Here is a 21539-nt window from a genome sequence, read left to right as displayed (position 1 = left end):
TCAATATTACTTATTCATGAACCAACTTTCCGATAGAATTAACAACCTATCAACATCAGCTACCTTAGCGATGGCAGCAAAAGCCAGAGAATTACGTGCCGAAGGAAAAGATATTATTGGGCTAAGTTTAGGAGAACCTGATTTTAACACACCAGACTTTATTAAAGATGCAGCTATTGAAGCCATTAACCAAAATTACAACAGCTACTCACCTGTTGATGGTTATGTGGAGCTTAAACAAGCCATTATTACCAAGTTTAAACGCGATAATAATTTAAATTATTCACCATCTCAAATTGTTGTTTCTACAGGCGCAAAGCAATCTTTATATAATGTGGCATCTGTAATGCTAAATGATGGAGATGAGGTAATACTTCCTTGTCCATATTGGGTAAGCTACAATGATATAGTTAAATTAAATGGTGGCGTACCAGTTGAGGTGCAAACATCGATTGAAAATGATTTTAAAATGACAGCCGATCAACTTGAAGCTGCCATTACACCAAAGACCAAAATGATTTGGTACAGTTCTCCCTGTAACCCAAGTGGCTCTGTTTACAGCAGAGAAGAATTAAGAGCTTTGGCAGACGTATTGAAAAAGCATCCTAATATATACGTGGTTTCAGATGAAATTTACGAGCATATTAACTTTAAGGGTGGTCATTTTAGTATGGCAGAATTTGAAGATATGTTTAACAGAACAGTGACGGTAAACGGAGTATCCAAGGCATTTGCTATGACAGGTTGGAGAATCGGTTATATTGGTGCGCCAGATTGGATTGCGAGAGCCTGTAACAAAATGCAGGGTCAAGTTACTAGTGGCGCTAATTGTATTGCACAACGTGCAGTTATTACTGCTTTAGAAGCTTCGCCTGACAAAATAAAGTTTATGGTTGATGAGTTTAAAGAACGACGTCAACTTATTTTGGGTCTATTAAATGAAATCGATGGTATTAAAACCAATGAGCCAGAAGGTGCTTTTTATGTATTCCCAAATGTGGCTTCTTATTTTGGTAAGACGATAAAAGGTAAAAAAATTAATAACGCCACAGACTTTTCTCTTCTTCTTCTGGAAGAAGCACTTGTTGCTACGGTAACTGGTGAAGCTTTTGGCAATCCAGAATGTATTAGACTTTCTTATGCTGCTTCACAAGACAATATTATCGAAGCCATAAAGCGAATAAAAATTGCTTTAAGCTAGTTTTATATTTAGATATTTAAAATTAAGACCTTTCAAATTCAATATTTTGAAAGGTCTTTTGTTATACTAAAAGATTAACTACAATAATATAGCTGTAGCAACTATAAATAAAAGAAAATCTTTAAATTAAGTATTCTATTCTGTTTTATCAAAACAACACTATTAAAAGCAAAGCAAAAACGGAAAGTTTTAAAATTGCAGCGGTATGATCTATTTTACTTAACTGCGAAGCCTTAAGTCGTTGTCTAATTCCGAATACAGACTTTGAATCGGTTGCATTAAAATTCTTGTTAACTACAGATTTGTAGTGAGAATGTAAGATTCCTTCGTGTTTAGAATGAAATACCTCAATGGGTTCTGATACATTTTTTAATTTTTGATTGATTACTAATTCCATGATTGATAAATTTAATTGGTTACATAGATATGACGCTTATATCAAACAATTGTTACAACCCTCGTCCCAACAATAGCAAAGGATGAAAACTTATTAAATCAAAAAACACTAGTAGAATTATAGGCTAGCTATCAATTAGAAAAATTGAAAAAAAAGTGAAATTATTTAATTATTGACCTCTTCCAAAGACCAAATTGAGTCCCAATTGCAAAGATGCACTTTGCGCTTTTGCTAAATTTTGATATTCTAAAAGATTGTCTGCTAAAATGTAGAAATTTAATGGTCCCAAATGTGCAGACATACCTAACCCAACATTGGTATACGAAAAACTATCCATAGTGTAAGTCACCTTTGCTCTTAAGCCTCTTAAAATTCTTCTGTAATAAAAAGCAGTCAAAGCCATTTGTGGTGCTTTTGGTCTATTAATAGCATATAACTGCACACCAACAGCATTGATGTAACCATCATCATCTGCCAAACAGTTACAGTCTCTAGAACGGTTTTTTCCAAAGGCATAACGTAAAGCCGTATTAAATTTTATTGGTCTCAAAGTTGTATATTTCTCGGCTTCGGCTTCCGTATCAAAAAGCTCTTCAAAATTTTCTGAGATTTCTTCGTAATATTCCTCTGCCGTTTGTCCATCACCTACTTCTGGAAAAACAGGATTGATACCATCAAAAACAAAATTTCCTTTTATGTCATAGGTTTCTAGATCTTTGGTGTGATTAATAAAGCCAAAGTCCTGTAAACTAGCTTCAAATTGTACTTGATCAGAAACCTGATATGTCATTCCAACATCTAACCCAAGACCTAAATTTCCTCCTAAAAGAACTCTTTTAACCAGTTCTTGCGTATCGTTAGTAGCATTAGTGTTTTCATCATTCAAAAGACTTTTTAAGCCTGATGTACTGACATTTAAATCTAAAATAAATGTATGTTTTAACAAATTATTCTCACCCTCTTCCGTGATAAAAACACCTCTATTATTAGTTGAATTAACATTAAAAATACTTGAGTAAATTTTTGCTCGAGCTCCAAGGGTTAATTTTTCATTCACTTTTTTCGAAAAACCGAAATGAAATACCGAAAGCATTTCCGCACTCACATTTAAATCTCCAATATCAAATGGTCTTCCTATATTATTGGCGTTACCTTCATAAGCCAATACCAAGTAGTCTTTCGGGTGGTAAACTATGACATCGCTTTCTAAATAGATACCAAAAGAAAAATAGCTATCTCTTTCAAAAGAACTACCCTTGGAAAATCCTCCTGAGAAAATTTCAACCTGCTGTGTTGCGGTGTAAAAATCTGTTGCTTCCATTCTAAAAACAACATCTTGCAGCTTTGAATTAAAATCTTTCCCGTCATCAGCAAACAAATCAAAGGCACTAACACCAGATAAGCCAACATTAGCATGAAGTTGAGATAATAAAGGAAAACCAACGAACCAGTCGTTCTCCAATTGTGTACTGGGATTGATAAGTACGGATTGCGGAATATCAGTAAACCCAAATAATAGTTGTTTATTTTGAGAAAAAGAAGAAAGGGTTAAAGCCAAAAATAGCGCCAACGTATATAATGTATGACGCTTCATTCTACAGTTCTACATTAAAATAAAATATCCCTTTCGACTTTAATCCTATATTACCTTCCGAGTTTTCATTTAACATTGAACCATCGTTACTGGGCAGTAGAGACAAAGTTATAATTAGTTTTGAAGTAAACTTAAGTGCTTCTAAACTATCATCCTCAAAAATTTCAGTATAGTTAGTAATCACTTCATTTCCATTGGAAGATGGATTAGCAAAAAAAGAAAAGGTATGTTCTAACTCATCATCTTCATTAAGAAAGTCTACTTGTAATCCAAACGTCCTATTTATAGTATTGGCAGCTTCAAACACCAACTCGGCTCTAATTAGATTATCGTTTACAAATTGGTCCTTAAGTATGGTGATATCAGGTACGGTGTCAGTAACCGTCTCTAGTTCCATGCCATTATCAGAAAAACGGGAAGCTTCACTATTAGAGAAAAGAATACTTGACGCTATTGTAGGAGTCAACGTAATATTTTCGGCTTGTTCAAAATCTACATCTTTTACACAAGATGTGAAGAAAACAATTAAAATAGAGCTAAATAGCAGAGCACTAACCTTACTTATTTGCATCGTAATAGCATTTAGGGTTGACTAAAATAACGTTTTAAATTAAAAACATATTGCAGATTATCGATTTCTCCAAAAGAATGGAGTCAATAAAATAAGAACTGTGAACAATTCTAAACGGCCAATTAGCATTAAAAAGGAAGCCCACCATTTGCCCGAAGGTGGTAATGCGGCGTAATTATTAACTGGTCCGAAATCACCCAGTGCTGGTCCTACGTTGCCTAAACTGGATGCAGATAATCCAACTGCTGAAACAAAATCTATTTGAAAGGTCGAAAAAACCAAAGCTCCAATAATAAAGGATAACATATATAAAATAAAGAAACCTAGAATATTAAAAACAATATCACCTGAAACAGATTTGCCATTATAGCGTACCGGTAAAATGGCATTGGGATGCAAGGCTCTTTTAAATTCTAAAAAACCATTTTTAATTAAGATGAGATGTCTTACTACTTTAACACCACCAGACGTACTACCAGCTGATCCTCCGAGAAACATTAATCCAAAGAAAAAAACTGTTAGAAAAGGTGTCCACAATGTATAATCTGCGCTCACAAAACCAGTCGTCGTCACAATAGCCAGTACCTGAAAAAGACCATGTCGTATAGCACTTTCTAATTCACCAAATACCATTGGGTGCAATATAGAAGACTGTGATACATCTGCCCTAAAGTATATGAGCAAAGACGCAACAATGGTAAATCCAATGATAAATTTAAAATAAAGTCTAAACTCTTCATCCTTAACAATATTCAAAATTTTACCTTTAAAAAGATAATAGCTCAATACAAAGTTTGTACCAGCCAAAAACATAAAAAATATGACAATATATTGTATTAAAGGTTGATCGTTCCAATATGCCAGACTTGCATTTTTAGTAGAAAAACCACCTGTAGACAAGGTGCTTAATGCATGGTTTACGGCATCGAAAAAAGACATACCTGCTACTTGCAACAATATAGTTTCCGCAGCTGTATAGCCAAAATATATGAGCCAAAGACGTTTTGCGGTATCCGTTATTCTTGGATGCAATTTATCACCACCAGGACCTGGCGCTTCAGCCGCGAAGAGCTGCATACCACCCACTCCCAATAAAGGTAAAATAGCAATGGCCAATACAATAATTCCCATACCACCAATCCAATGGGTAATGCTTCGCCAAAATAATACCCCTTTTGGAATTATTTCAATATCATTGAGTATACTGGCTCCAGTTGTAGTGTAACCAGACATGGTTTCAAAAAATGCATCTGTAAATGATGGAATAGCACCTGTTACTAAATAGGGTAAAGTTCCAGAAAGCGACATCACTATCCAACCGAAAGCCACAACGATATAACCTTCGCGCTTATTCATTTCCTTTCGGTGTTTTAAGGTAGCCACCATGGTGCAAGTACCGATAATAAGAACTGCAATTCCAGCTAAAAATAAATCAAGAGTTACTCCATCTTTGTAGATTAAACTTATTAAAGAAGAAAGTAACATGAAGCCACCATTGAATAATAGCAGCAGTCCGAAAAAATGAAAAATAATTTTATAATTGAGCTTAAGACCTGCCATGAATTAAGAGAAAAACGTTTCTACTTCTGTAATAGAACGTGGTAAGCAACAAGCCACTACCCTATCACCAGCTTCAACTTTAAAAGTGCCTAACGGAATCATTCCTTTTCCATCTCTAATAACCCCTCCAATAATCGCTGATCTCGGAAACTTTAAATCTTTTATGAGCTTATTGGTGATTTTAGAATTTGGTTTTACCACAAATTCCAATAGTTCAGCATTCATGTTAGTGAGTTTCGTCATGGCAACAACTTCTCCTTTTCTTATATATCTAAAGATATTATTGGCCGCCAACAGTTTTTTGTTAATGAGTGTATCTATGCCTATAGATTGTGATAATTGATAATAATCCATATTTTCAACCAATGCAATGGTCTTTTTTACTCCTTTGGATTTTGCCAATAGACAGGACATAATATTAGTTTCAGAATTTCCGGTAACAGCGATAAAAGCGTCCATTTCAGAAATGCTTTCTTCATCTAAAATATCAACATTTCTTCCGTCTCCACAAATGATCAATGCATTTGGTAATTCTTCAGCCAAATCTTCGGCTATCAATTTTTTGCTTTCGATAAGTTTCACATTAAATTTATTGGCACAAAGATCACGAGCTGTTTTATATCCGATTTTACTACCTCCAAGAATCATCACATTTTTGATATCCACCTTTACTCTACCAGATAGTTCAAAGAGCTCTTCGTCTCCTCCTTTGGAAGTAACAAAAACAACCTTATCCCCTTCTTTAAAAATGGTATCACCTCTTGGAATAATAGTATACTGAGTGGCATAACGCTGAATGGCGATTGGGATAAAATGTACTTCGGAATATAATTCTGCTGCTTCTTTTACAGTTTTGCCAACAAAAGTTGCTGTTCTACTTAGTCTAAGACCCAACATAGTGAGTGCTCCATTTTCAAACTGGTAAGTATCATTGAAACCGTATTGGTTGAGAAGTAATTCAATTTCTGAAGCAGCTAGTGATTCTGGTGATATGAGTTCATCTATTCCAAATTTTGAAAATCCAACCACCTCCTTGTTCTCAATAAACTCTGTATTTGAAATTCGAGCAATCGTCCTTCTAGCACCTAATTGTTTTGCCAAAACACTGGCAGTAATATTAATACTCTCGGAAGATGTCACGGCTATAAAAAGCTCAGCCGTATCAATTCTGGCATCTCTTAAAGTTGCGATGGAAGTTGCATCACCTTTTATTGTTCTAATATCTAAATGCTCACCAGCATAAGCTAAACTGTCCTTAGTAGTATCAATAAGAGTAATCTCTTGAGATTCGTAAGACAGTAATTTAGCTAAATGAAATCCTACTTCCCCAGCACCTGCAATTATTATTTTCATCGTTACTTTATCTAATGAAGATGCAAATATACTAAGAAGTTAGAAGTTTGATTATGTGTTAGGCACTTAAAGTTATAAGGTGAAGTAACTAATCCATATATTTGCAAAAAATTTTTTATGTCCAAAAAAGTACGCCCTTACAAAGATAGCGAAGAGACAAAAAAAGCTCAGGTCACTAAGATGTTCGACAACATTTCAGAGGAATATGACGGTCTTAATCGTGTTATATCTTTTGGCATTGATGTGAAGTGGAGAAATAAGGTAGTGGATATTGTCGCTAAGACTAATCCAAAAAACATCTTGGATATTGCGACTGGCACTGGCGATTTGGCCATTGGACTTACTTCTACGAGCGCTACTGAAATAATCGGCTTGGACATAAGTGATGGCATGCTCGAAGTAGGTAGAAAGAAAATAAAATCTAAAAATTTAGACGGAATTATATCTATGGTAATCGGAGATTCTGAAGATTTGCCGTTTGAAGATCATACCTTTGATGCTATTACAGTCGCTTTTGGTGTACGTAATTTTGAAAATCTTGAAAATGGCTTAGCTGAAATTTTACGCGTACTAAAGCCAGATGGGATATTTGTAATTCTGGAAACATCCGTACCTACCAATCCCTTTTACAAATTTGGATATCACACATATTCTAAATTTATATTACCTACCATTGGTAAAATCTTTTCAAAAGACAGAGTGGCATATAAATATTTAAGTGAATCTGCTTCAGTATTTCCATATGGAGAAGCGTTAAACAATATTTTGAGAAAAATTGGGTTTATTAATGTCAAAGACCTGCCACAAACTATGGGAGTGGCAACTATTTATACAGCATCCAAATCAAAATAATGAAACACATCGTTTTTCTTTTTGCACTTTTATTTTCTTTTCAAACGCTATCTGCACAGCTGTTTACGAAGGAGAAAGTGACCAATTATGTTAATAATATTGACCAGCAAAAGTTTACCTATGGTTATTTTATTGGTTTTAACAACTATGATTTCAAATTCAATTACAACCAAGATTTAGAAGATATATTAGTCGATACTTCCGGTGGTTTTCATTTGGGCCTTATTGGTGATATGCGCATTAATGATTATTTGAACCTGAGATTAGAGCCAGGTGTTTTCTTCACAACACGCACCTTGCGTTATGATGAAAGTTATTTTGCTGGCATGGAGTTTAATGATGCTGATTTATTGAGAGAAATTAAATCTACCTACATCCATGTGCCATTATTATTAAAAGCTTCGACGAAACGCATTAACAATTTTAAACCCTTTATTGTTGGTGGTTTATCTGCCGCTCTTAATCTTTCGAGCAACGAGGACAATCCTGATGACAACAATGCGGGCCAATTTAGAATGACAAAGAATACCTATTTTTATGAAATAGGTTTTGGAATTGACCTATATCTCCTCTACTTTAAATTTACGCCTTCCATTCGTGGTGTTTTTGCTATAAATGACGAAATTATCAGAGATGCAGATCCAAATAGTCCTTGGACAGGCAATGTTGCCAAGATGCAAACTAGAGGTGTTTTCATCAACTTTACTTTTCAATAGAGCGTCGTCTAAATTCGCTTAGAACTATAGCTGTTGCATTTGCGACGTTCAAGCTTTCTGTAGATTTATTTTCTCCAAACTGCGGAATTGTAATTCTTCGGTTCACTTGATCTGCTACAGCACTAGATATTCCATTGGCTTCGTTACCCAAAACGATAATTCCTTCAGTTGGCAATTCAGAATTATAAATATTTTCCCCATCCATAAAAGTTCCATAAACATTGGTATTACTGCTTGCAATAAATGTTTCTAAATTTAGATAACAAATATTCACTCTTGTTAGTGAACCCATTGTGGCTTGCACAACTTTAGAATTATAACAATCTACAGTAGTCTTACTACATATTAATTGACTAACACCGTACCAATCGCAAAGTCTGATTATGGTGCCCAAATTACCAGGATCACGCACATCGTCCAATGCCACAATAAGACCTTGTGATTTTGGTGCAACTGGTTCTGGAATTTTAAAAATCGCCAAGGCTATATTTGGATTTTTAAGGTTACTGATTTTTTTTAGTTCAGTTTCCGAGATTTCCACAAGCTTTGATTTAGAAGTTTCAAAGATATCTTTGGTAGTGTATAATGTTCCAAGCTGAAAATTAGATATCAAGAACTCTTTAATTCCCTTAATTCCTTCAACTATAAATAAACCATGCTCCTGTCTATATTTTTTTTGGGATAAACTATTAATTAACTTTATCTGATGCTTTGTAACCATTAAAATGTATTTACATTTGTTAGAGGTGTTACAAAGTAAACCTTTTTTGGACTAATTTTTGTTTCCCATACATATATCAAAAAAAACCAGCATAACATTTGGGTGCTCCACATTCAATTTTTAAATCCGTAAATAGCTTCCGTTCGTATCGAAGGATTGCTCTTTTATGGCTTGCGATTATGTTTTTAAATTCATGTAACGTTGTAAAACGAGTAAATGAAGGCGAACATCTCATCACTGAAAATACGATTTTAGAAGATGGCAAAGTGAATAATGAGGAACGCGTTAACAACATCATTATTCAAAAAACCAATTTGGGTATGAATGGGTTTATCAGTTTTCCACTCAGGCTTCACATTTACAATTTGGCACGACCAAATATTGATTCCATTCTTAATGCAAACATCTTGAGTGACACATCAAAAGTTAATAACAGAATTGCGTTACTTTCGAAAAAGCAGTTTGACAAATCCATTTCATCCCGAAGAAATTTTAACAGTTGGTTAAAACGTACTGGCGAGGCTCCAGTGATATTAGATGAAACACAAACCATTAAAACAACAAATCAGCTGAGAAAATATTATTTCAGTAAAGGATGGTTTAATTCAGAAGTAGATTACGAAATTGAGAAGGACAGTAATAAGCGTGCTCAAATAACTTATAAAGTAAATAAGAACAAACCCTACGTTTTAGATTCTATAAATGCCATCATCAGCACGCCTGCTATTGATTCTTTGTACAATAAATTCAGTAAAGCTTCTCTATTAAAAAAAGGTGAGCAGTACGACGAGCAAAATTTCGAAAATGAGCGTGAGCGCATCAACACCTATTTAAGGAATGAAGGTTTCTATTATTTTGGCCAAGATTATATTAGGTTTGAAACAGATACCATTGGCACCGAACACAAAATTAATACGGATTTAATAATTTCTAATCGCATTATTAGAGGTGATGATTCATCGACCGTAACTCCGTTCAAAATATATAAGGTAAAAGAAGTCAATCTATATACGGATGATACGTATGAAAATAGATTCGATACGGTAACAGACACCACGGTTTTTAAAAATTACAATCTTTATAGCAAAGACAAATTACGCTTTAGGCCAAAAGCATTAACTGATGCAGTGTTTATAAATAAAGGTGAAAAATATAGCGATTTGGCCAGAAGCAGAACATCACGTTACCTCAATGATTTACAAATGTTTAGGTATCCAAGTATAGAATATATAGAAAATGAAGAGGACACTACGCTCACCGCTAATATCTATTTAGAACCTAAGAAAAAATACCAACTGAGCTTTCATCCAGAAATTACGCAAAGTAATATACAGACTATCGGATTTTCATTCAGTACTGGTTTAAAAATAAGAAATGTCTTTAAAGGAGCTGAGACACTAGAGATTAGCGGAATTGCTTCAGTTGGTGCTTCTAAGGACCGGTCTGATGATGTGGATGCTTTTTTTGATATTAACGAGTTCGGAGCCAATATGAGGTTAACCCTCCCTCGCCTCTTTACCCCATTTAATACAGATAGTATTATCCCAAAGTATATGGCACCTAATACTGCTATAAATCTCTCCGCCACGAGCCAACAAAACATTGGTTTAGATAAGCAGACGCTATCTGGTATCGTAAGTTACAATTGGCAACCAAAGAATACTGTTTCCCATACTTTTGAATCACTTAATGTTCAGTTCGTTAAAAACTTAAATACCAACAACTACTTCGGTGTTTACACCAACTCTTTTAGCCGCTTAAATACCATTGCACGGAACATTGGTTTTATTGGTGATAATGAGACTTTAGAAAATGATGATAATACTTCCAATCCCTTTGCACCTGCCGATGATTTTATAGATAATGTATTAGCAGGTAACACAGGATTATCTGCAGGCGACGATGATTTTGCAGTTGTGAACAATATTGATGAGAGAAAGAATAGACTGACCGAAAACAACCTTATTATTTCATCGAGTTTTGATTATAAAAAAGACCGAAGACAAAATCTGTTTGACAATGATTTTTCGGTGTTCAGGTGGAGAGTAGAACTTGCAGGTAATTTGCTTTCGGGTGTTTCTAACCTTATCGGATCGACCAAAAACGACAATGGTAGTTATGAAGTTTTTGGAGTGGCTTTTTCCCAATACTTCAAAACTGAAATAGACTACATAAAATATTTTGATTTAGGCCGTAAGAATATTTTAGCATTCCGTACTTACTCTGGTATCGCTATACCTTATGGAAACTCCAATAGTATCCCATTTGCTGAGAGTTTTTTTGCTGGTGGTCCCAATGACAACAGAGCATGGACCGCATATAATTTAGGACCCGGAAGTTCAAAAACTACAAATGAATTTAACGAGGCTAACTTTAAAATTCATTTGAGTGCAGAGCAACGTTTTGCATTATTTAGTCAGTTTAGAGGAGCCTTATTTATTGATGCAGGTAACATATGGAATGTTCTGGATAATGTTGAAGATGAAGCAGCTACATTCACTAATTTAGGTTCCCTAAAGGATATTGCGGTGGGTTCAGGTTTTGGCATTAGATATGATTTTGATTTTTTTGTGTTGCGTTTTGACGTTGGCTTTAAAACTTATGATCCCTCTCAGGACATTGGAGATCGTTGGTTTAAAAATTATAACTTTAGAAACGCGGTCTATAATATTGGTATTAATTACCCTTTTTAATCCCGTCTTTAACTATATCGTTTTCGGTGTTTCACATTAAATCTTCTTGTAAAAAGCACGGTATTTTTACCTTAAAATTGTATTTTTAACCTCTAAATTTCAACTAATCAAAATTATGAGTCATAATATCAAACCTGGTGTTGCCACCGGCAAAGAAGTTCAAAATATTTTCAAATTGGCTAAGGAAAAAGGCTTTGCCCTACCTGCAGTAAATGTTATTGGTTCTAACTCTATTAATGCAGTTTTAGAAACTGCAAAATCTTTAAACGCACCTGTTATTATTCAATTTTCAAACGGTGGTGCCCAGTTTAATGCTGGTAAAGGTTTAAGCAATGACGACCAAAAAGCCGCAATTGCTGGTTCTATTGCTGGAGCTAAACATATCCACCATATGGCAGAAGCTTATGGCGTTCCCGTAATCTTGCATACAGACCATTGCGCAAAAAAATTGTTGCCTTGGATTGATGGGTTATTGGATGCCAGTGAAAAACATTTTAATGAAACAGGTAAATCTCTGTACAGTTCGCATATGATCGATCTCTCTGAAGAGCCGTTAGAAGAAAACATAGAAATATGCAAATCTTATCTGGAGCGAATGAGCAAAATCGGTATGACTTTAGAAATTGAATTAGGTATTACTGGTGGCGAGGAAGATGGTGTTGACAATACAGATGTAGATGATTCAAAGTTATATACACAACCAGAAGAAGTTGCTTATGCCTATGAAGAATTAAGCAAGGTAAGCGACCAGTTTACTATTGCCGCTGCCTTTGGGAACGTTCACGGTGTTTACAAACCTGGCAACGTAAAACTGACTCCAAAAATCTTGAAAAATTCTCAGGAATTTTTATCTAAAAAACATAATTTACCTCACAACCACATTGATTTTGTTTTTCATGGTGGCTCTGGATCAACCGTGGAAGAAATAAGAGAAGCCATCGGTTATGGAGTTATAAAAATGAATATTGATACCGATATGCAATGGGCTTTCTTAAGTGGTGTTAGAGATTATGTACAAGATAAAAAGGATTTTCTTCAAACGCAGATTGGTAATCCTGATGGAGATGATGTTCCTAACAAAAAATATTATGATCCAAGAGTTTGGTTACGTAAAGGTGAAGAGGCTTTTGTGGCACGACTTAAAAAAGCGTTTGAGGATTTAAACAATGTCGATACACTTTAAATAAATTTTCCAATAAATATAAAGCCCATTAAAACTAACTATCAACGTTTTAATGGGTTTTTCTTTAGAATTTAAATGACGTAATTTGAGATACTCATATCAAATTTTGAGTTATATTTAATAAAATAGTAATTTTGCGTGTTACACAACCAGAAACTAAAACTAACGATTGCGCACTATACTAAATCAGCAATCGCAAATCATAAATCGTAATTCTACATGGCTTGGTTTAAAAGAAAAGAAAAAGGAATACATACCTCAACAGAAGAAAAAAAAGACACTCCTAAAGGTCTTTGGTATAAATCTCCAACGGGGAAAATTATTGATACCAAAGAGCTAGAGGAAAATTTCTACGTTAGTCCCGAGGATGGCTACCACGTGCGAATCGGCAGCAAAGAATATTTTGAAATATTATTTGATGATAATAAGTTTAAGGAATTAGATGCTGGTCTATCATCAAAAGATCCTCTAAAATTTGAGGACACTAAGAAATATCCAGACCGTTTAAAAGCTGCTCAGAAAAAGACCAACTTAAAAGATGCTGTAAGATGTGCTGTTGGCAAATCTAATGGCGAGGATCTAGTCATTGCCTGTATGGATTTTGCTTTTATCGGAGGTTCTATGGGAAGTGTTGTCGGAGAGAAAATTGCCAGAGCGGCTGATTATGCTTTAAAAAAGAAAACACCGTTTATGATTATTAGTAAATCTGGTGGTGCACGTATGATGGAAGCAGCCTTATCCCTTATGCAATTAGCAAAAACCTCAGCAAAACTGGCACAATTGGCAGATGCTGGCATTCCTTATATTTCACTATGTACGGACCCAACAACTGGAGGTACAACAGCCTCATTTGCAATGCTTGGAGATATTAATATTGCAGAACCTGGAGCTTTAATAGGTTTTGCTGGACCAAGAGTGGTTAGAGATACTACTGGTAAAGAGTTACCTGACGGTTTTCAGACCTCGGAGTTTTTATTGGAGCATGGCTTTTTGGATTTTATTACACACAGAAAAGATTTAAAGAAGAAGGTGAATCTCTATATTGATTTGATAAAGAATCAGCCACTGAGAGAGGCAAAATGAATATTAAATTAAACCTTTAAAAAATAAATAGAAAAACAAGTACCTTCATCTACGGTACTCTCAACGTCTATCTTGCCACCAATACTTTCTATATGGCTTTTAGTTATAAAAAGTCCAATACCACGAGAATCTTTGTGCTTGTGAAAGGTGCCATTCAGCGTAAAAAGTTTATTACCGTTGGCTTCAAGATCAATACCCAGACCATTATCGCAGATTTTTAACACAACATACTCGCCATCAATAGAACTGCTTAACTCTATAGTCAACGGTCGTTCAGCAGATCTGTATTTAATTGCATTAGTTAAGAAATTGAGTATAATACTATCCAAATATGCCTCTATACCCCAAACCTTGGTATTCTTACCAACATTATTAATAATAGTGCAATTGTATTTTTTGGCAATAGCGTTAACATTATAGATAGCATTTGTTATATAATTATACAAGGAAAGCTCATTGAGAGAATTAAAGCTATTTGGCTTATCCAACCTTATAAGATTAAGATGTTTTAAAGTATCGTTAAGATTAGAGATAGATTCTTTGAGCATCTTAAAATTCTCGGTCTCACATAACGTGTCTTCATCTTCTTCCATAAATTCTACAATCGAACCCAGATTACCAACATGTGTTCTAAAGTCGTGGGTAGCTATTCGTGCAAAATCAGTTAACTTTTCGTTTTGCCCTTTTACAACATTCATTAAAAACTGAAGGTGCCAAGTAGCAGATTTTTGAGCAGAAATATCCGTAATCATAGAAATGAAATATAACGGTTCACCTAAATCATCTCTTACAAGAGAAACGGATAGAATCACCCAAACTACATGTCCATTCTTGTGGAAATAGCGCTTCTCCATCTGATAATTATCAATACTACCATCAAGAAGCTGTTCCATTTGACTTTCGTCCGTCTCTAAATCATCACGGTGAGTAATACCCTGAAATCGCCGTTGGTACATTTCATCTTCAGAATATCCAAGAAGTTTTGTAATCCCTGGATTCACTTTAATCCATTTTCCGTCCAAACCGACAATAGCAATACCGTCATTAGCGTATGTAAAAACACTTTCAAAAAGTTCTTCTTTAACAGCTTGCAATCGTCTAGGCATGAGAGGGATATATGACATCTTATATTTTAAAGTTACGCAAATTTTCGGAATTTTCCGAACAAATAATTGCTTTAACAAGAAAAAGATTACCTCAAAAAAGTATTATGCATTAGGCGCCAAATTTTAAAAATTATAACTATATTTGCCGCTTGAAAGAAAATCTTTCAGCATACATAACAATCATTTACAATAATATTAGCATGTATTTAGATCAAAAAGAAAAGGAAAAACTTTTCAAAAAACATGGTAAAAACGCAAAAGACACAGGTTCTGCAGAAGGACAGATTGCATTATTTACCCACAGAATTAATCACCTTACTGAGCACTTAAAAAATAATCGTAAAGATTATAATACTGAGCGTTCATTAGTAAAATTAGTAGGTAAGCGTCGTGCTCTACTAGACTACTTAACTAAGAAAGATATCTTAAGATATCGTGCGATAGTTAAAGAATTAGGTTTAAGAAAATAACTTTAAACATAAAAAAGACCACGCCTAATCGCGTGGTTTTTTAGTTAAAAACAGAGGCTTCGGTCATTGAGCGAAGTCCAAGTAATACAACGCGTTCGGAAGCGTCTAAATACCGAATTGATAAATAAGCATGAGATCCTGAAACATATTCAGGACTAGCGGTTTTTCATTGGTCACACAACTACTACACACAACAACACAACGACCATTGTTTAACAGTACTGACGATGCTTTGCACGTCGGCACACGAATTAAAATATTTTATGATTCCAAAGACTTACAAAGAGGTCATAGACCTTGGTGATGGTAGAGAAATCTCTATAGAAACCGGAAAATTAGCAAAACAAGCGCATGGTAGCGTTGTAGTGCAATCAGGGAAATGTATGTTATTATGTACAGTTGTTTCCAATTACAAACAAAGTCCTGTCGACTTTTTACCTCTTACGGTAGATTACAGAGAAAAATTTGCGGCAGCGGGACGTTATCCAGGCGGATTCTTTAAACGAGAAGCAAGACCGAGTGATGGTGAAGTTTTAACAATGCGTTTAGTAGACCGTGTTTTACGTCCATTATTTCCAAAAGATTACCATTCTGAAACTCAGGTGATGATACAATTGATGTCTCATGATGATGACGTTATGCCAGATGCTATGGCAGGATTGGCCGCTTCTGCTGCAATTCAATTATCAGATTTTCCTTTTGAATGCCCAATCTCTGAAGCAAGAGTTGGTCGTGTAAATGGCGAATTTGTCATTAATCCAACTCGTGCCCAATTAGAAGAATCTGATTTGGACATGATGATAGGAGCTTCTGCAGATTCTGTAATGATGGTAGAGGGTGAAATGGATGAAATTTCTGAAGAAGAAATGGCAGATGCAATCAAATTTGCACACGAAGCGATTAAAGTACAGTGTGCTGCGCAAGTAAGATTAGCAGAAGCGTTCGGTAAAAAAGAAACTCGTGAATATGAAGGCGAGAGAGAAGAAGAAGATTTAGCGAAGAAGATTCACGATATGGCTTATGACAAAGTCTATGCTATTGCAAAAGGTGGATCTGCTAAGCATGAAAGAAGCAATGCATTTTCGGAAATTAAAGAAGAAATTAAAGCGTCGTTTTCTGAAGAAGAAATAGAAGATTATGGTGATTTAATTTCAAAATATTACTACAAAGCTGAAAAAGCTGCAATTAGAGACCTAACCTTAAATGAAGGATTACGTTTAGATGGGCGTAAAACTGATGAGATTAGACCAATTTGGTGTGAAGTGGACTATTTACCTTCTACGCACGGTTCTTCTATATTTACACGTGGAGAAACACAAGCTTTAGCAACGGTAACTTTAGGAACATCTAGAGATGCCAACCAATTAGATATGCCATCTTTCGAAGGTGAAGAGCGTTTTTATTTACACTACAATTTTCCACCATTTTCTACAGGTGAAGCTAGACCAATACGTGGAACATCTCGTCGTGAGGTTGGGCACGGAAACTTAGCACAACGTGCGCTTAAAGGTATGGTGCCAGACGAGTGTCCTTATACAGTTCGTGTTGTTTCCGAAGTTTTAGAATCTAACGGTTCGTCTTCTATGGCAACAGTTTGTGCTGGTACAATGGCCTTAATGGATGCTGGAGTTCAATTAAAGAAACCTGTTTCTGGTATTGCTATGGGATTAATTTCTCAAGGTGAAAAATACGCTGTACTTTCTGATATTTTAGGTGATGAAGATCATTTAGGAGATATGGATTTTAAAGTTACTGGTACTGCAGATGGTATCACAGCTTGCCAAATGGATATTAAAGTTAAAGGCTTATCATACGAAATTTTAGTAAATGCACTAAAACAAGCACGCGCTGGACGTCTTCATATTTTAGAGAAATTAACTGATACTATTGCTGAACCAAATACAGAAGTTAAGGAGCATGCTCCTACTATGGTTACAAGACGTATTCCTAATGAATTTATTGGAGCGTTGATTGGACCTGGAGGAAAGGTGATTCAGGAAATGCAAAAAGAAACTGATACGACTATTGTTATCAATGAAGATCCTGTTACAGAAGAAGGTATCGTTGAAATTTTAGGTGTAGGTAAAAAAGGTATCGATGCTGTTATGGCAAAAATCGATGCAATATTATTTAAACCAGAAGTTGGTAGCGTTTACGAAGTAAAAGTGATAAAAATGCTAGATTTTGGTGCTGTTGTGGAATATACGGACGCACCAGGAAACGAAGTTTTATTACACGTTTCTGAACTCGCTTGGGAACGTACAGAAAATGTATCTGATGTGGTAAACATGGGTGATGTTTTTGATGTAAAATATTTCGGAATAGATTCTAGAACACGAAAAGAAAAAGTTTCTCGTAAGGCACTTTTGCCAAAACCAGAAGGTTTTAAAGAAAGACCACCGAGAGACAACAACAGTCGTGGTGGACGTGACAATAACAGAGGTAGAGATAATCGTGGACGAGATAACCGTGGACGAGATAATCGCCGAGACGACAGAAAGCCTAGAGAAGATAAGAAAGAGGATTAATGCTCTCTTATTAATCAAAATTAAAAACCCTAATAGAAATCTATTAGGGTTTTTTTGATATGCATTTATTGTAGTTTCATAAAAAATGTGAATATTATGAGCTTAATGAGTTTAACAAGTTAAAGTTTCTTAAATAACAGTCTTATAAATAGTCCAAAACAAGATTGCAGTCGTAAATCAGTAAAATTCACAAACTCAAAAAGATTTATGAACACAAACAATATTTTAAAACGACTTCAATCCATCAAAAATCAAAATATTCAGGCATTTTCCAATTATATCAAATCTATTTTTCATACAAAAGGAAAAACTGAAAGTCCATATAATAGAATGATATTAATCAGCACATTTGTATGTATTAGTATCGGACTATACTTTTTTTATGTCTTCCACAATGATCTTGAACAGTTTAATGCTGATAAAACAAGCACTTCATTAGGTTTAACATTTGTTGTTATAGCTACAGTTTTGTTTATTTACCAAGTATTGTTTTTTCTTTTTAAAGCTTATAATTTTTACAAATACAAACCTGTTGCAACAGTTTCGGATAAAGAATTACCTAGCATTACTGTAATTGTACCCGCTTATAACGAAGGAAAACAAGTATGGGATACCCTAATGAGCTTAACAGAAAGCCATTATCCTGAAGAAAAGATTCAAATTATTTCTATTGATGATGGTAGTTTGGACAATACCTGGGACTGGATGCTTGATGCAAAAGATAAACTCGGCAACAAATTAGAAATCTACCAGCAACCTGAAAATAAAGGGAAACGACACGCCCTCTACAGAGGTTTCAATTTAGGAACCGGAGAAGTTTTCGTTACTGTAGATAGTGATTCTATTGTGACCAAAGATACATTAAGGAATCTGGTTAGTCCATTTGTAAAAGATGAAAACTGTGGTGCAGTTGCAGGAAACATTAGAGTGCTTAACAACAAAAAAGAAATGCTTCCTAAAATGTTGGATGTCAGTTTTGTAATGAGTTTTGAGTTTGTGAGATCCGCCGAAAGTAACTTAAATTCAGTTTTATGTACACCTGGCGCTCTGGCTGCTTATCGCAGTACTGCTGTGTTTAAGTGTTTACCAGAATGGATCAACCAGACTTTTATGGGTCAACCATCAGATATAGGTGAAGATAGAGCCATGACTAACATGATTTTAAAACAAGGTAAACACGTTTTATTCCAAAAAAATGCAGTGGCCTACACCAATGTACCGGAAAAATATCCTGGTTTGTATAAAATGTTTATTCGCTGGGGACGCAGCAATGTGAGAGAAAATATTGCAATGGCAAAATACGTATTTACCGATTTTAGGGAAGGCAGTAAAATTGGAAGCCGATTATTGTTTATCACACAAGCTTCAAGAATAATCATGGCCTATCCTTTTATGGCTTTTATGCTATTCTTTGTATTGACGCATCCATTATTGTTTTTAGGATCTACTTTATTGAGCATTCTAATACTCTCTACATTTTCGGTGATGTTTTACTCTTACCGTTATGAGATCAAGGAATCCATTTGGGCATATACTTACAGTATACTTTATACTTTTGCTTTATTCTGGATTACCCCTTATGCTATTGCAACAGCAAACAGGCGTGGTTGGCTAACCCGTGGTTTAGCTGAAAAGAAATAAATTATAAATTAAACGTCCCACTAATTTTTTTAGTGGGATTTTTTTTATCAATCTTCCAAATTGTCACCGACAGACTGTCACCTTCATCAACTTTTTTAATTCGAGCAATTTCGAAATCCATAAGTTAAACAGTCTCAGCTTTCCAAACTCTTAAACAATTGCTGATTTGTTTGAGTATCTCCTAATTCTCAAAATTAACCGCTCAGTTTGGCACTATCGTACGGTACTTGCACATTATATAGCAACTAACAATTAAAAAACATGAAAGTATTAGTTATTGGAGCCGGAAATATGGGCTTAACTTATTCCGAAGGTATGGCAGAATCGTCATTACTCAACAAGCATAAGTTACGCATCTACGATACCGATCCAAAAAAAATTGAAACACTACGCAAAGATTCTAGATTCAATGTTTTTGATAGTTTAGAGGATTGTTTGCCAAAAGCAGACATTATCTTTATAGCTGTCAAACCCTACCACTCTGAAAGTTTGTTTGAAGAAATGAAACCTATGCTCAATGATGGGCAAATTTTTGTTTCACTTATGGCAGGAGTCACCATTGAAACCATTCAACAAAAATTGAATGCAAAAAAAGTCATTAGAACCATGCCTAACTTACCAGCGCAGGTTGGTAAAGGCGTTACATCTTACACAGAATCCTCGGCTGTTTCAAGAGTAGAGCTGATAATGGTTCGTAATCTATTGGATACTACAGGAACATCAATACATGTAAATACCGAAAAATTTATTGATGCCTCAACTGGTATTTCTGGTAGTGGACCAGCCTATGTATTTTATTTTATGCAATCCATGTTAGAAGCAGCTTTAAAAATGGGCTTTTCGGATTATGATTCCAAAGTATTAGTGAGTAGCACATTTGAAGGAGCCATAGAACTTTTTAACCAAAATAATATTTCCCCAAAATCATGGATAGATAAAGTAGCATCAAAAGGTGGAACCACCCAAGCTGCCATTGACTCTATGGAAGATAATAATGTAAAACAGTTGATTCAAGATGCCGCATATGCTGCTTTTGATAGAGCTGTAGAATTGGGAAAAGATAAATAAATTATGAATACAGATATAAAACGTGTGGTCGTAAAAGTTGGGACCAACGTACTAACAAATAGAGATAATAGAATTTTAGGACCCGTACTTAGGGAACTTGTAAGACAAATTGCCGTATTGTACGAGGAAGGTATAAAAGTAGTTTTAGTTTCTTCTGGTTCTGCAATGGCTGGCATGGAGGTTCTAGGCGAAACTAATATAAAGGACAAAGCAATAAGAAGACAGGTTTATTCATCTGTGGGACAACCACGTATGATGCGTCACTACTACAGTATTTTCCACGATTATGGAATGCGATGCGCCCAAGTATTAGCGACAAAACGTGATTTTGATGCTGGTAAACATCGTGACAATATGATTAATTGTTACGAAGGCTTACTTTCTGAAGGTGTTATTCCAATTGCTAACGAAGACGATGCCGTATCATTGACCATGTCCATGTTTTCGGACAATGATGAGCTGGCAAGTTTGGTAGCAGAATTAGTAGATGCAGATCGATTGATTATACTATCTGATACCGATGGTCTATACACTGGACATCCTGATGATGACGACTCTGAGAGAATAATCGAGGTAAAAACCAACCAGAATGTTGAGCAATACGTCCAAGCTTCAAATAAAAAAGAAGGCGAAGGCCGTGGCGGGATGGAATCTAAACTAAAAATCGCGAAAGGTACTGCCAACAAGGATATACCTACTTACATAGCCAATGGTAAAAGAGAAAATGTCATTGTAGATATAATTAATAATAAGGAAGTTGGTACAAAATTTATTTGTGCATAATTCAACTTCAACAAAATAA

Annotated in this window: 18 protein-coding genes; 11 read left to right on the top strand and 7 right to left on the bottom strand. The window is 35.0% G+C overall.

Going from position 1 to position 21539, the window contains the following annotated elements; translation table 11 throughout:
* The first annotated feature begins 16 nt into the window (after positions 1-16).
* Entirely contained in the window at positions 17-1201 is a 1185-nt protein-coding gene (locus tag HM983_RS02645; protein WP_179343838.1) for a pyridoxal phosphate-dependent aminotransferase, read from the top strand.
* A 148-nt stretch (positions 1202-1349) separates the two neighbouring features.
* Here HM983_RS02645 and HM983_RS02640 read toward each other — a convergent pair whose 3' ends face one another.
* The 5 genes from HM983_RS02640 to trkA all read right to left on the bottom strand — a co-directional run bounded on the left by HM983_RS02640 (position 1350) and on the right by trkA (position 6676).
* Positions 1350-1598 carry a hypothetical protein gene (locus tag HM983_RS02640; protein WP_179343837.1) on the bottom strand — a complete coding sequence of 83 codons (249 nt, stop codon included), beginning with the start codon at positions 1596-1598 and terminating at the stop codon, positions 1350-1352.
* Between the two features lie 169 nt (positions 1599-1767).
* Positions 1768-3192, bottom strand: a complete 1425-nt coding sequence (locus HM983_RS02635; protein WP_179343836.1) for a DUF5723 family protein — start codon at positions 3190-3192, stop codon at positions 1768-1770.
* A gap of 1 nt (position 3193) precedes the next feature.
* Positions 3194-3763, bottom strand: a complete 570-nt coding sequence (locus tag HM983_RS02630; protein ID WP_179343835.1) for a hypothetical protein — start codon at positions 3761-3763, stop codon at positions 3194-3196.
* A gap of 57 nt (positions 3764-3820) precedes the next feature.
* Positions 3821-5323 carry a TrkH family potassium uptake protein gene (locus HM983_RS02625; protein WP_179343834.1) on the bottom strand — a complete coding sequence of 501 codons (1503 nt, stop codon included), beginning with the start codon at positions 5321-5323 and terminating at the stop codon, positions 3821-3823.
* 3 nt (positions 5324-5326) lie between these two features.
* Positions 5327-6676: a Trk system potassium transporter TrkA gene (trkA, locus tag HM983_RS02620; RefSeq protein WP_179343833.1), complete on the bottom strand. Its 1350-nt coding sequence runs from the start codon at positions 6674-6676 to the stop codon at positions 5327-5329.
* A gap of 117 nt (positions 6677-6793) precedes the next feature.
* Between trkA and ubiE the strand changes: the two genes are divergently transcribed.
* Together ubiE and porT are read left to right on the top strand one after the other, a co-directional pair.
* The gene (gene ubiE, locus HM983_RS02615; protein ID WP_179343831.1) at positions 6794-7528 is read left to right on the top strand and encodes a bifunctional demethylmenaquinone methyltransferase/2-methoxy-6-polyprenyl-1,4-benzoquinol methylase UbiE; all 735 of its coding nucleotides are present in this window, start codon (positions 6794-6796) and stop codon (positions 7526-7528) included.
* Complete coding sequence (porT, locus tag HM983_RS02610; RefSeq protein ID WP_179343829.1) at positions 7528-8244, top strand: type IX secretion/gliding motility protein PorT/SprT; 717 nt, start codon at positions 7528-7530, stop codon at positions 8242-8244. Before ubiE ends, porT begins: the two co-directional genes overlap by 1 nt.
* Here porT and HM983_RS02605 read toward each other — a convergent pair.
* Complete coding sequence (locus HM983_RS02605) at positions 8231-8965, bottom strand: TrmH family RNA methyltransferase (protein ID WP_179343827.1); 735 nt, start codon at positions 8963-8965, stop codon at positions 8231-8233. The two genes, porT and HM983_RS02605, sit on opposite strands and share 14 nt — an antisense overlap.
* Positions 8966-9144: 179 nt before the next feature.
* On the opposite strand from HM983_RS02605, the gene tamL reads away from it, so the two are divergent.
* The 3 genes from tamL to accD all read left to right on the top strand — a co-directional run bounded on the left by tamL (position 9145) and on the right by accD (position 13924).
* A complete protein-coding gene (gene tamL, locus HM983_RS02600) occupies positions 9145-11658 on the top strand; it encodes a translocation and assembly module lipoprotein TamL (RefSeq protein WP_179343825.1) in 2514 nt (837 codons plus the stop codon).
* 115 nt (positions 11659-11773) lie between these two features.
* A complete protein-coding gene (gene fbaA / locus HM983_RS02595) occupies positions 11774-12841 on the top strand; it encodes a class II fructose-bisphosphate aldolase (protein ID WP_179343823.1) in 1068 nt (355 codons plus the stop codon).
* A 219-nt stretch (positions 12842-13060) separates the two neighbouring features.
* Entirely contained in the window at positions 13061-13924 is an 864-nt protein-coding gene (accD, locus tag HM983_RS02590) for an acetyl-CoA carboxylase, carboxyltransferase subunit beta (protein WP_179343821.1), read from the top strand.
* Positions 13925-13932: 8 nt separating this feature from the next.
* Here accD and HM983_RS02585 read toward each other — a convergent pair whose 3' ends face one another.
* Positions 13933-15048 (bottom strand): sensor histidine kinase, encoded by a 1116-nt coding sequence (locus HM983_RS02585; protein WP_246277441.1) that lies wholly within the window; start codon positions 15046-15048, stop codon positions 13933-13935.
* Between the two features lie 182 nt (positions 15049-15230).
* Here HM983_RS02585 and rpsO point away from each other — a divergent pair, with 182 nt between their 5' ends.
* The 5 genes from rpsO to proB all read left to right on the top strand — a co-directional run bounded on the left by rpsO (position 15231) and on the right by proB (position 21520).
* On the top strand, positions 15231-15500 hold the full coding sequence (gene rpsO / locus HM983_RS02580) for a 30S ribosomal protein S15 (RefSeq protein ID WP_179344080.1): 270 nt from the start codon (positions 15231-15233) through the stop codon (positions 15498-15500).
* A gap of 263 nt (positions 15501-15763) precedes the next feature.
* Positions 15764-18028 carry a polyribonucleotide nucleotidyltransferase gene (locus HM983_RS02575; RefSeq protein ID WP_179343819.1) on the top strand — a complete coding sequence of 755 codons (2265 nt, stop codon included), beginning with the start codon at positions 15764-15766 and terminating at the stop codon, positions 18026-18028.
* Positions 18029-18235: 207 nt separating this feature from the next.
* Entirely contained in the window at positions 18236-19669 is a 1434-nt protein-coding gene (locus HM983_RS02570) for a glycosyltransferase (protein WP_179343817.1), read from the top strand.
* A gap of 261 nt (positions 19670-19930) precedes the next feature.
* Complete coding sequence (gene proC, locus HM983_RS02565) at positions 19931-20737, top strand: pyrroline-5-carboxylate reductase (protein ID WP_179343815.1); 807 nt, start codon at positions 19931-19933, stop codon at positions 20735-20737.
* Positions 20738-20740: 3 nt separating this feature from the next.
* Entirely contained in the window at positions 20741-21520 is a 780-nt protein-coding gene (gene proB, locus HM983_RS02560) for a glutamate 5-kinase (protein ID WP_179343813.1), read from the top strand.
* Positions 21521-21539 lie beyond the last annotated feature (19 nt).

The sequence above is a fragment of the Winogradskyella ursingii genome, from assembly GCF_013403975.1.
In the GTDB taxonomy this organism is placed as follows: domain Bacteria; phylum Bacteroidota; class Bacteroidia; order Flavobacteriales; family Flavobacteriaceae; genus Winogradskyella; species Winogradskyella ursingii.
Note: the sequence above shows the minus strand (reverse complement) of the source record. Positions and strands in the feature narration are given on the sequence as shown.

Bases quoted from the DNA above. Each gene is read 5' to 3' on its own strand.
- HM983_RS02645 (WP_179343838.1), top strand. From the start codon at position 17: ATGAACCAACTTTCCGATAGAATTAACAACCTATCAACATCAGCTACC.
- HM983_RS02640 (WP_179343837.1), bottom strand. From the start codon at position 1,598: ATGGAATTAGTAATCAATCAAAAATTAAAAAATGTATCAGAACCCATT.
- HM983_RS02635 (WP_179343836.1), bottom strand. From the start codon at position 3,192: ATGAAGCGTCATACATTATATACGTTGGCGCTATTTTTGGCTTTAACC.
- HM983_RS02630 (WP_179343835.1), bottom strand. From the start codon at position 3,763: ATGCAAATAAGTAAGGTTAGTGCTCTGCTATTTAGCTCTATTTTAATT.
- HM983_RS02625 (WP_179343834.1), bottom strand. From the start codon at position 5,323: ATGGCAGGTCTTAAGCTCAATTATAAAATTATTTTTCATTTTTTCGGA.
- trkA (WP_179343833.1), bottom strand. From the start codon at position 6,676: ATGAAAATAATAATTGCAGGTGCTGGGGAAGTAGGATTTCATTTAGCT.
- ubiE (WP_179343831.1), top strand. From the start codon at position 6,794: ATGTCCAAAAAAGTACGCCCTTACAAAGATAGCGAAGAGACAAAAAAA.
- porT (WP_179343829.1), top strand. From the start codon at position 7,528: ATGAAACACATCGTTTTTCTTTTTGCACTTTTATTTTCTTTTCAAACG.
- HM983_RS02605 (WP_179343827.1), bottom strand. From the start codon at position 8,965: ATGGTTACAAAGCATCAGATAAAGTTAATTAATAGTTTATCCCAAAAA.
- tamL (WP_179343825.1), top strand. From the start codon at position 9,145: ATGTTTTTAAATTCATGTAACGTTGTAAAACGAGTAAATGAAGGCGAA.
- fbaA (WP_179343823.1), top strand. From the start codon at position 11,774: ATGAGTCATAATATCAAACCTGGTGTTGCCACCGGCAAAGAAGTTCAA.
- accD (WP_179343821.1), top strand. From the start codon at position 13,061: ATGGCTTGGTTTAAAAGAAAAGAAAAAGGAATACATACCTCAACAGAA.
- HM983_RS02585 (WP_246277441.1), bottom strand. From the start codon at position 15,048: ATGTCATATATCCCTCTCATGCCTAGACGATTGCAAGCTGTTAAAGAA.
- rpsO (WP_179344080.1), top strand. From the start codon at position 15,231: ATGTATTTAGATCAAAAAGAAAAGGAAAAACTTTTCAAAAAACATGGT.
- HM983_RS02575 (WP_179343819.1), top strand. From the start codon at position 15,764: ATGATTCCAAAGACTTACAAAGAGGTCATAGACCTTGGTGATGGTAGA.
- HM983_RS02570 (WP_179343817.1), top strand. From the start codon at position 18,236: ATGAACACAAACAATATTTTAAAACGACTTCAATCCATCAAAAATCAA.
- proC (WP_179343815.1), top strand. From the start codon at position 19,931: ATGAAAGTATTAGTTATTGGAGCCGGAAATATGGGCTTAACTTATTCC.
- proB (WP_179343813.1), top strand. From the start codon at position 20,741: ATGAATACAGATATAAAACGTGTGGTCGTAAAAGTTGGGACCAACGTA.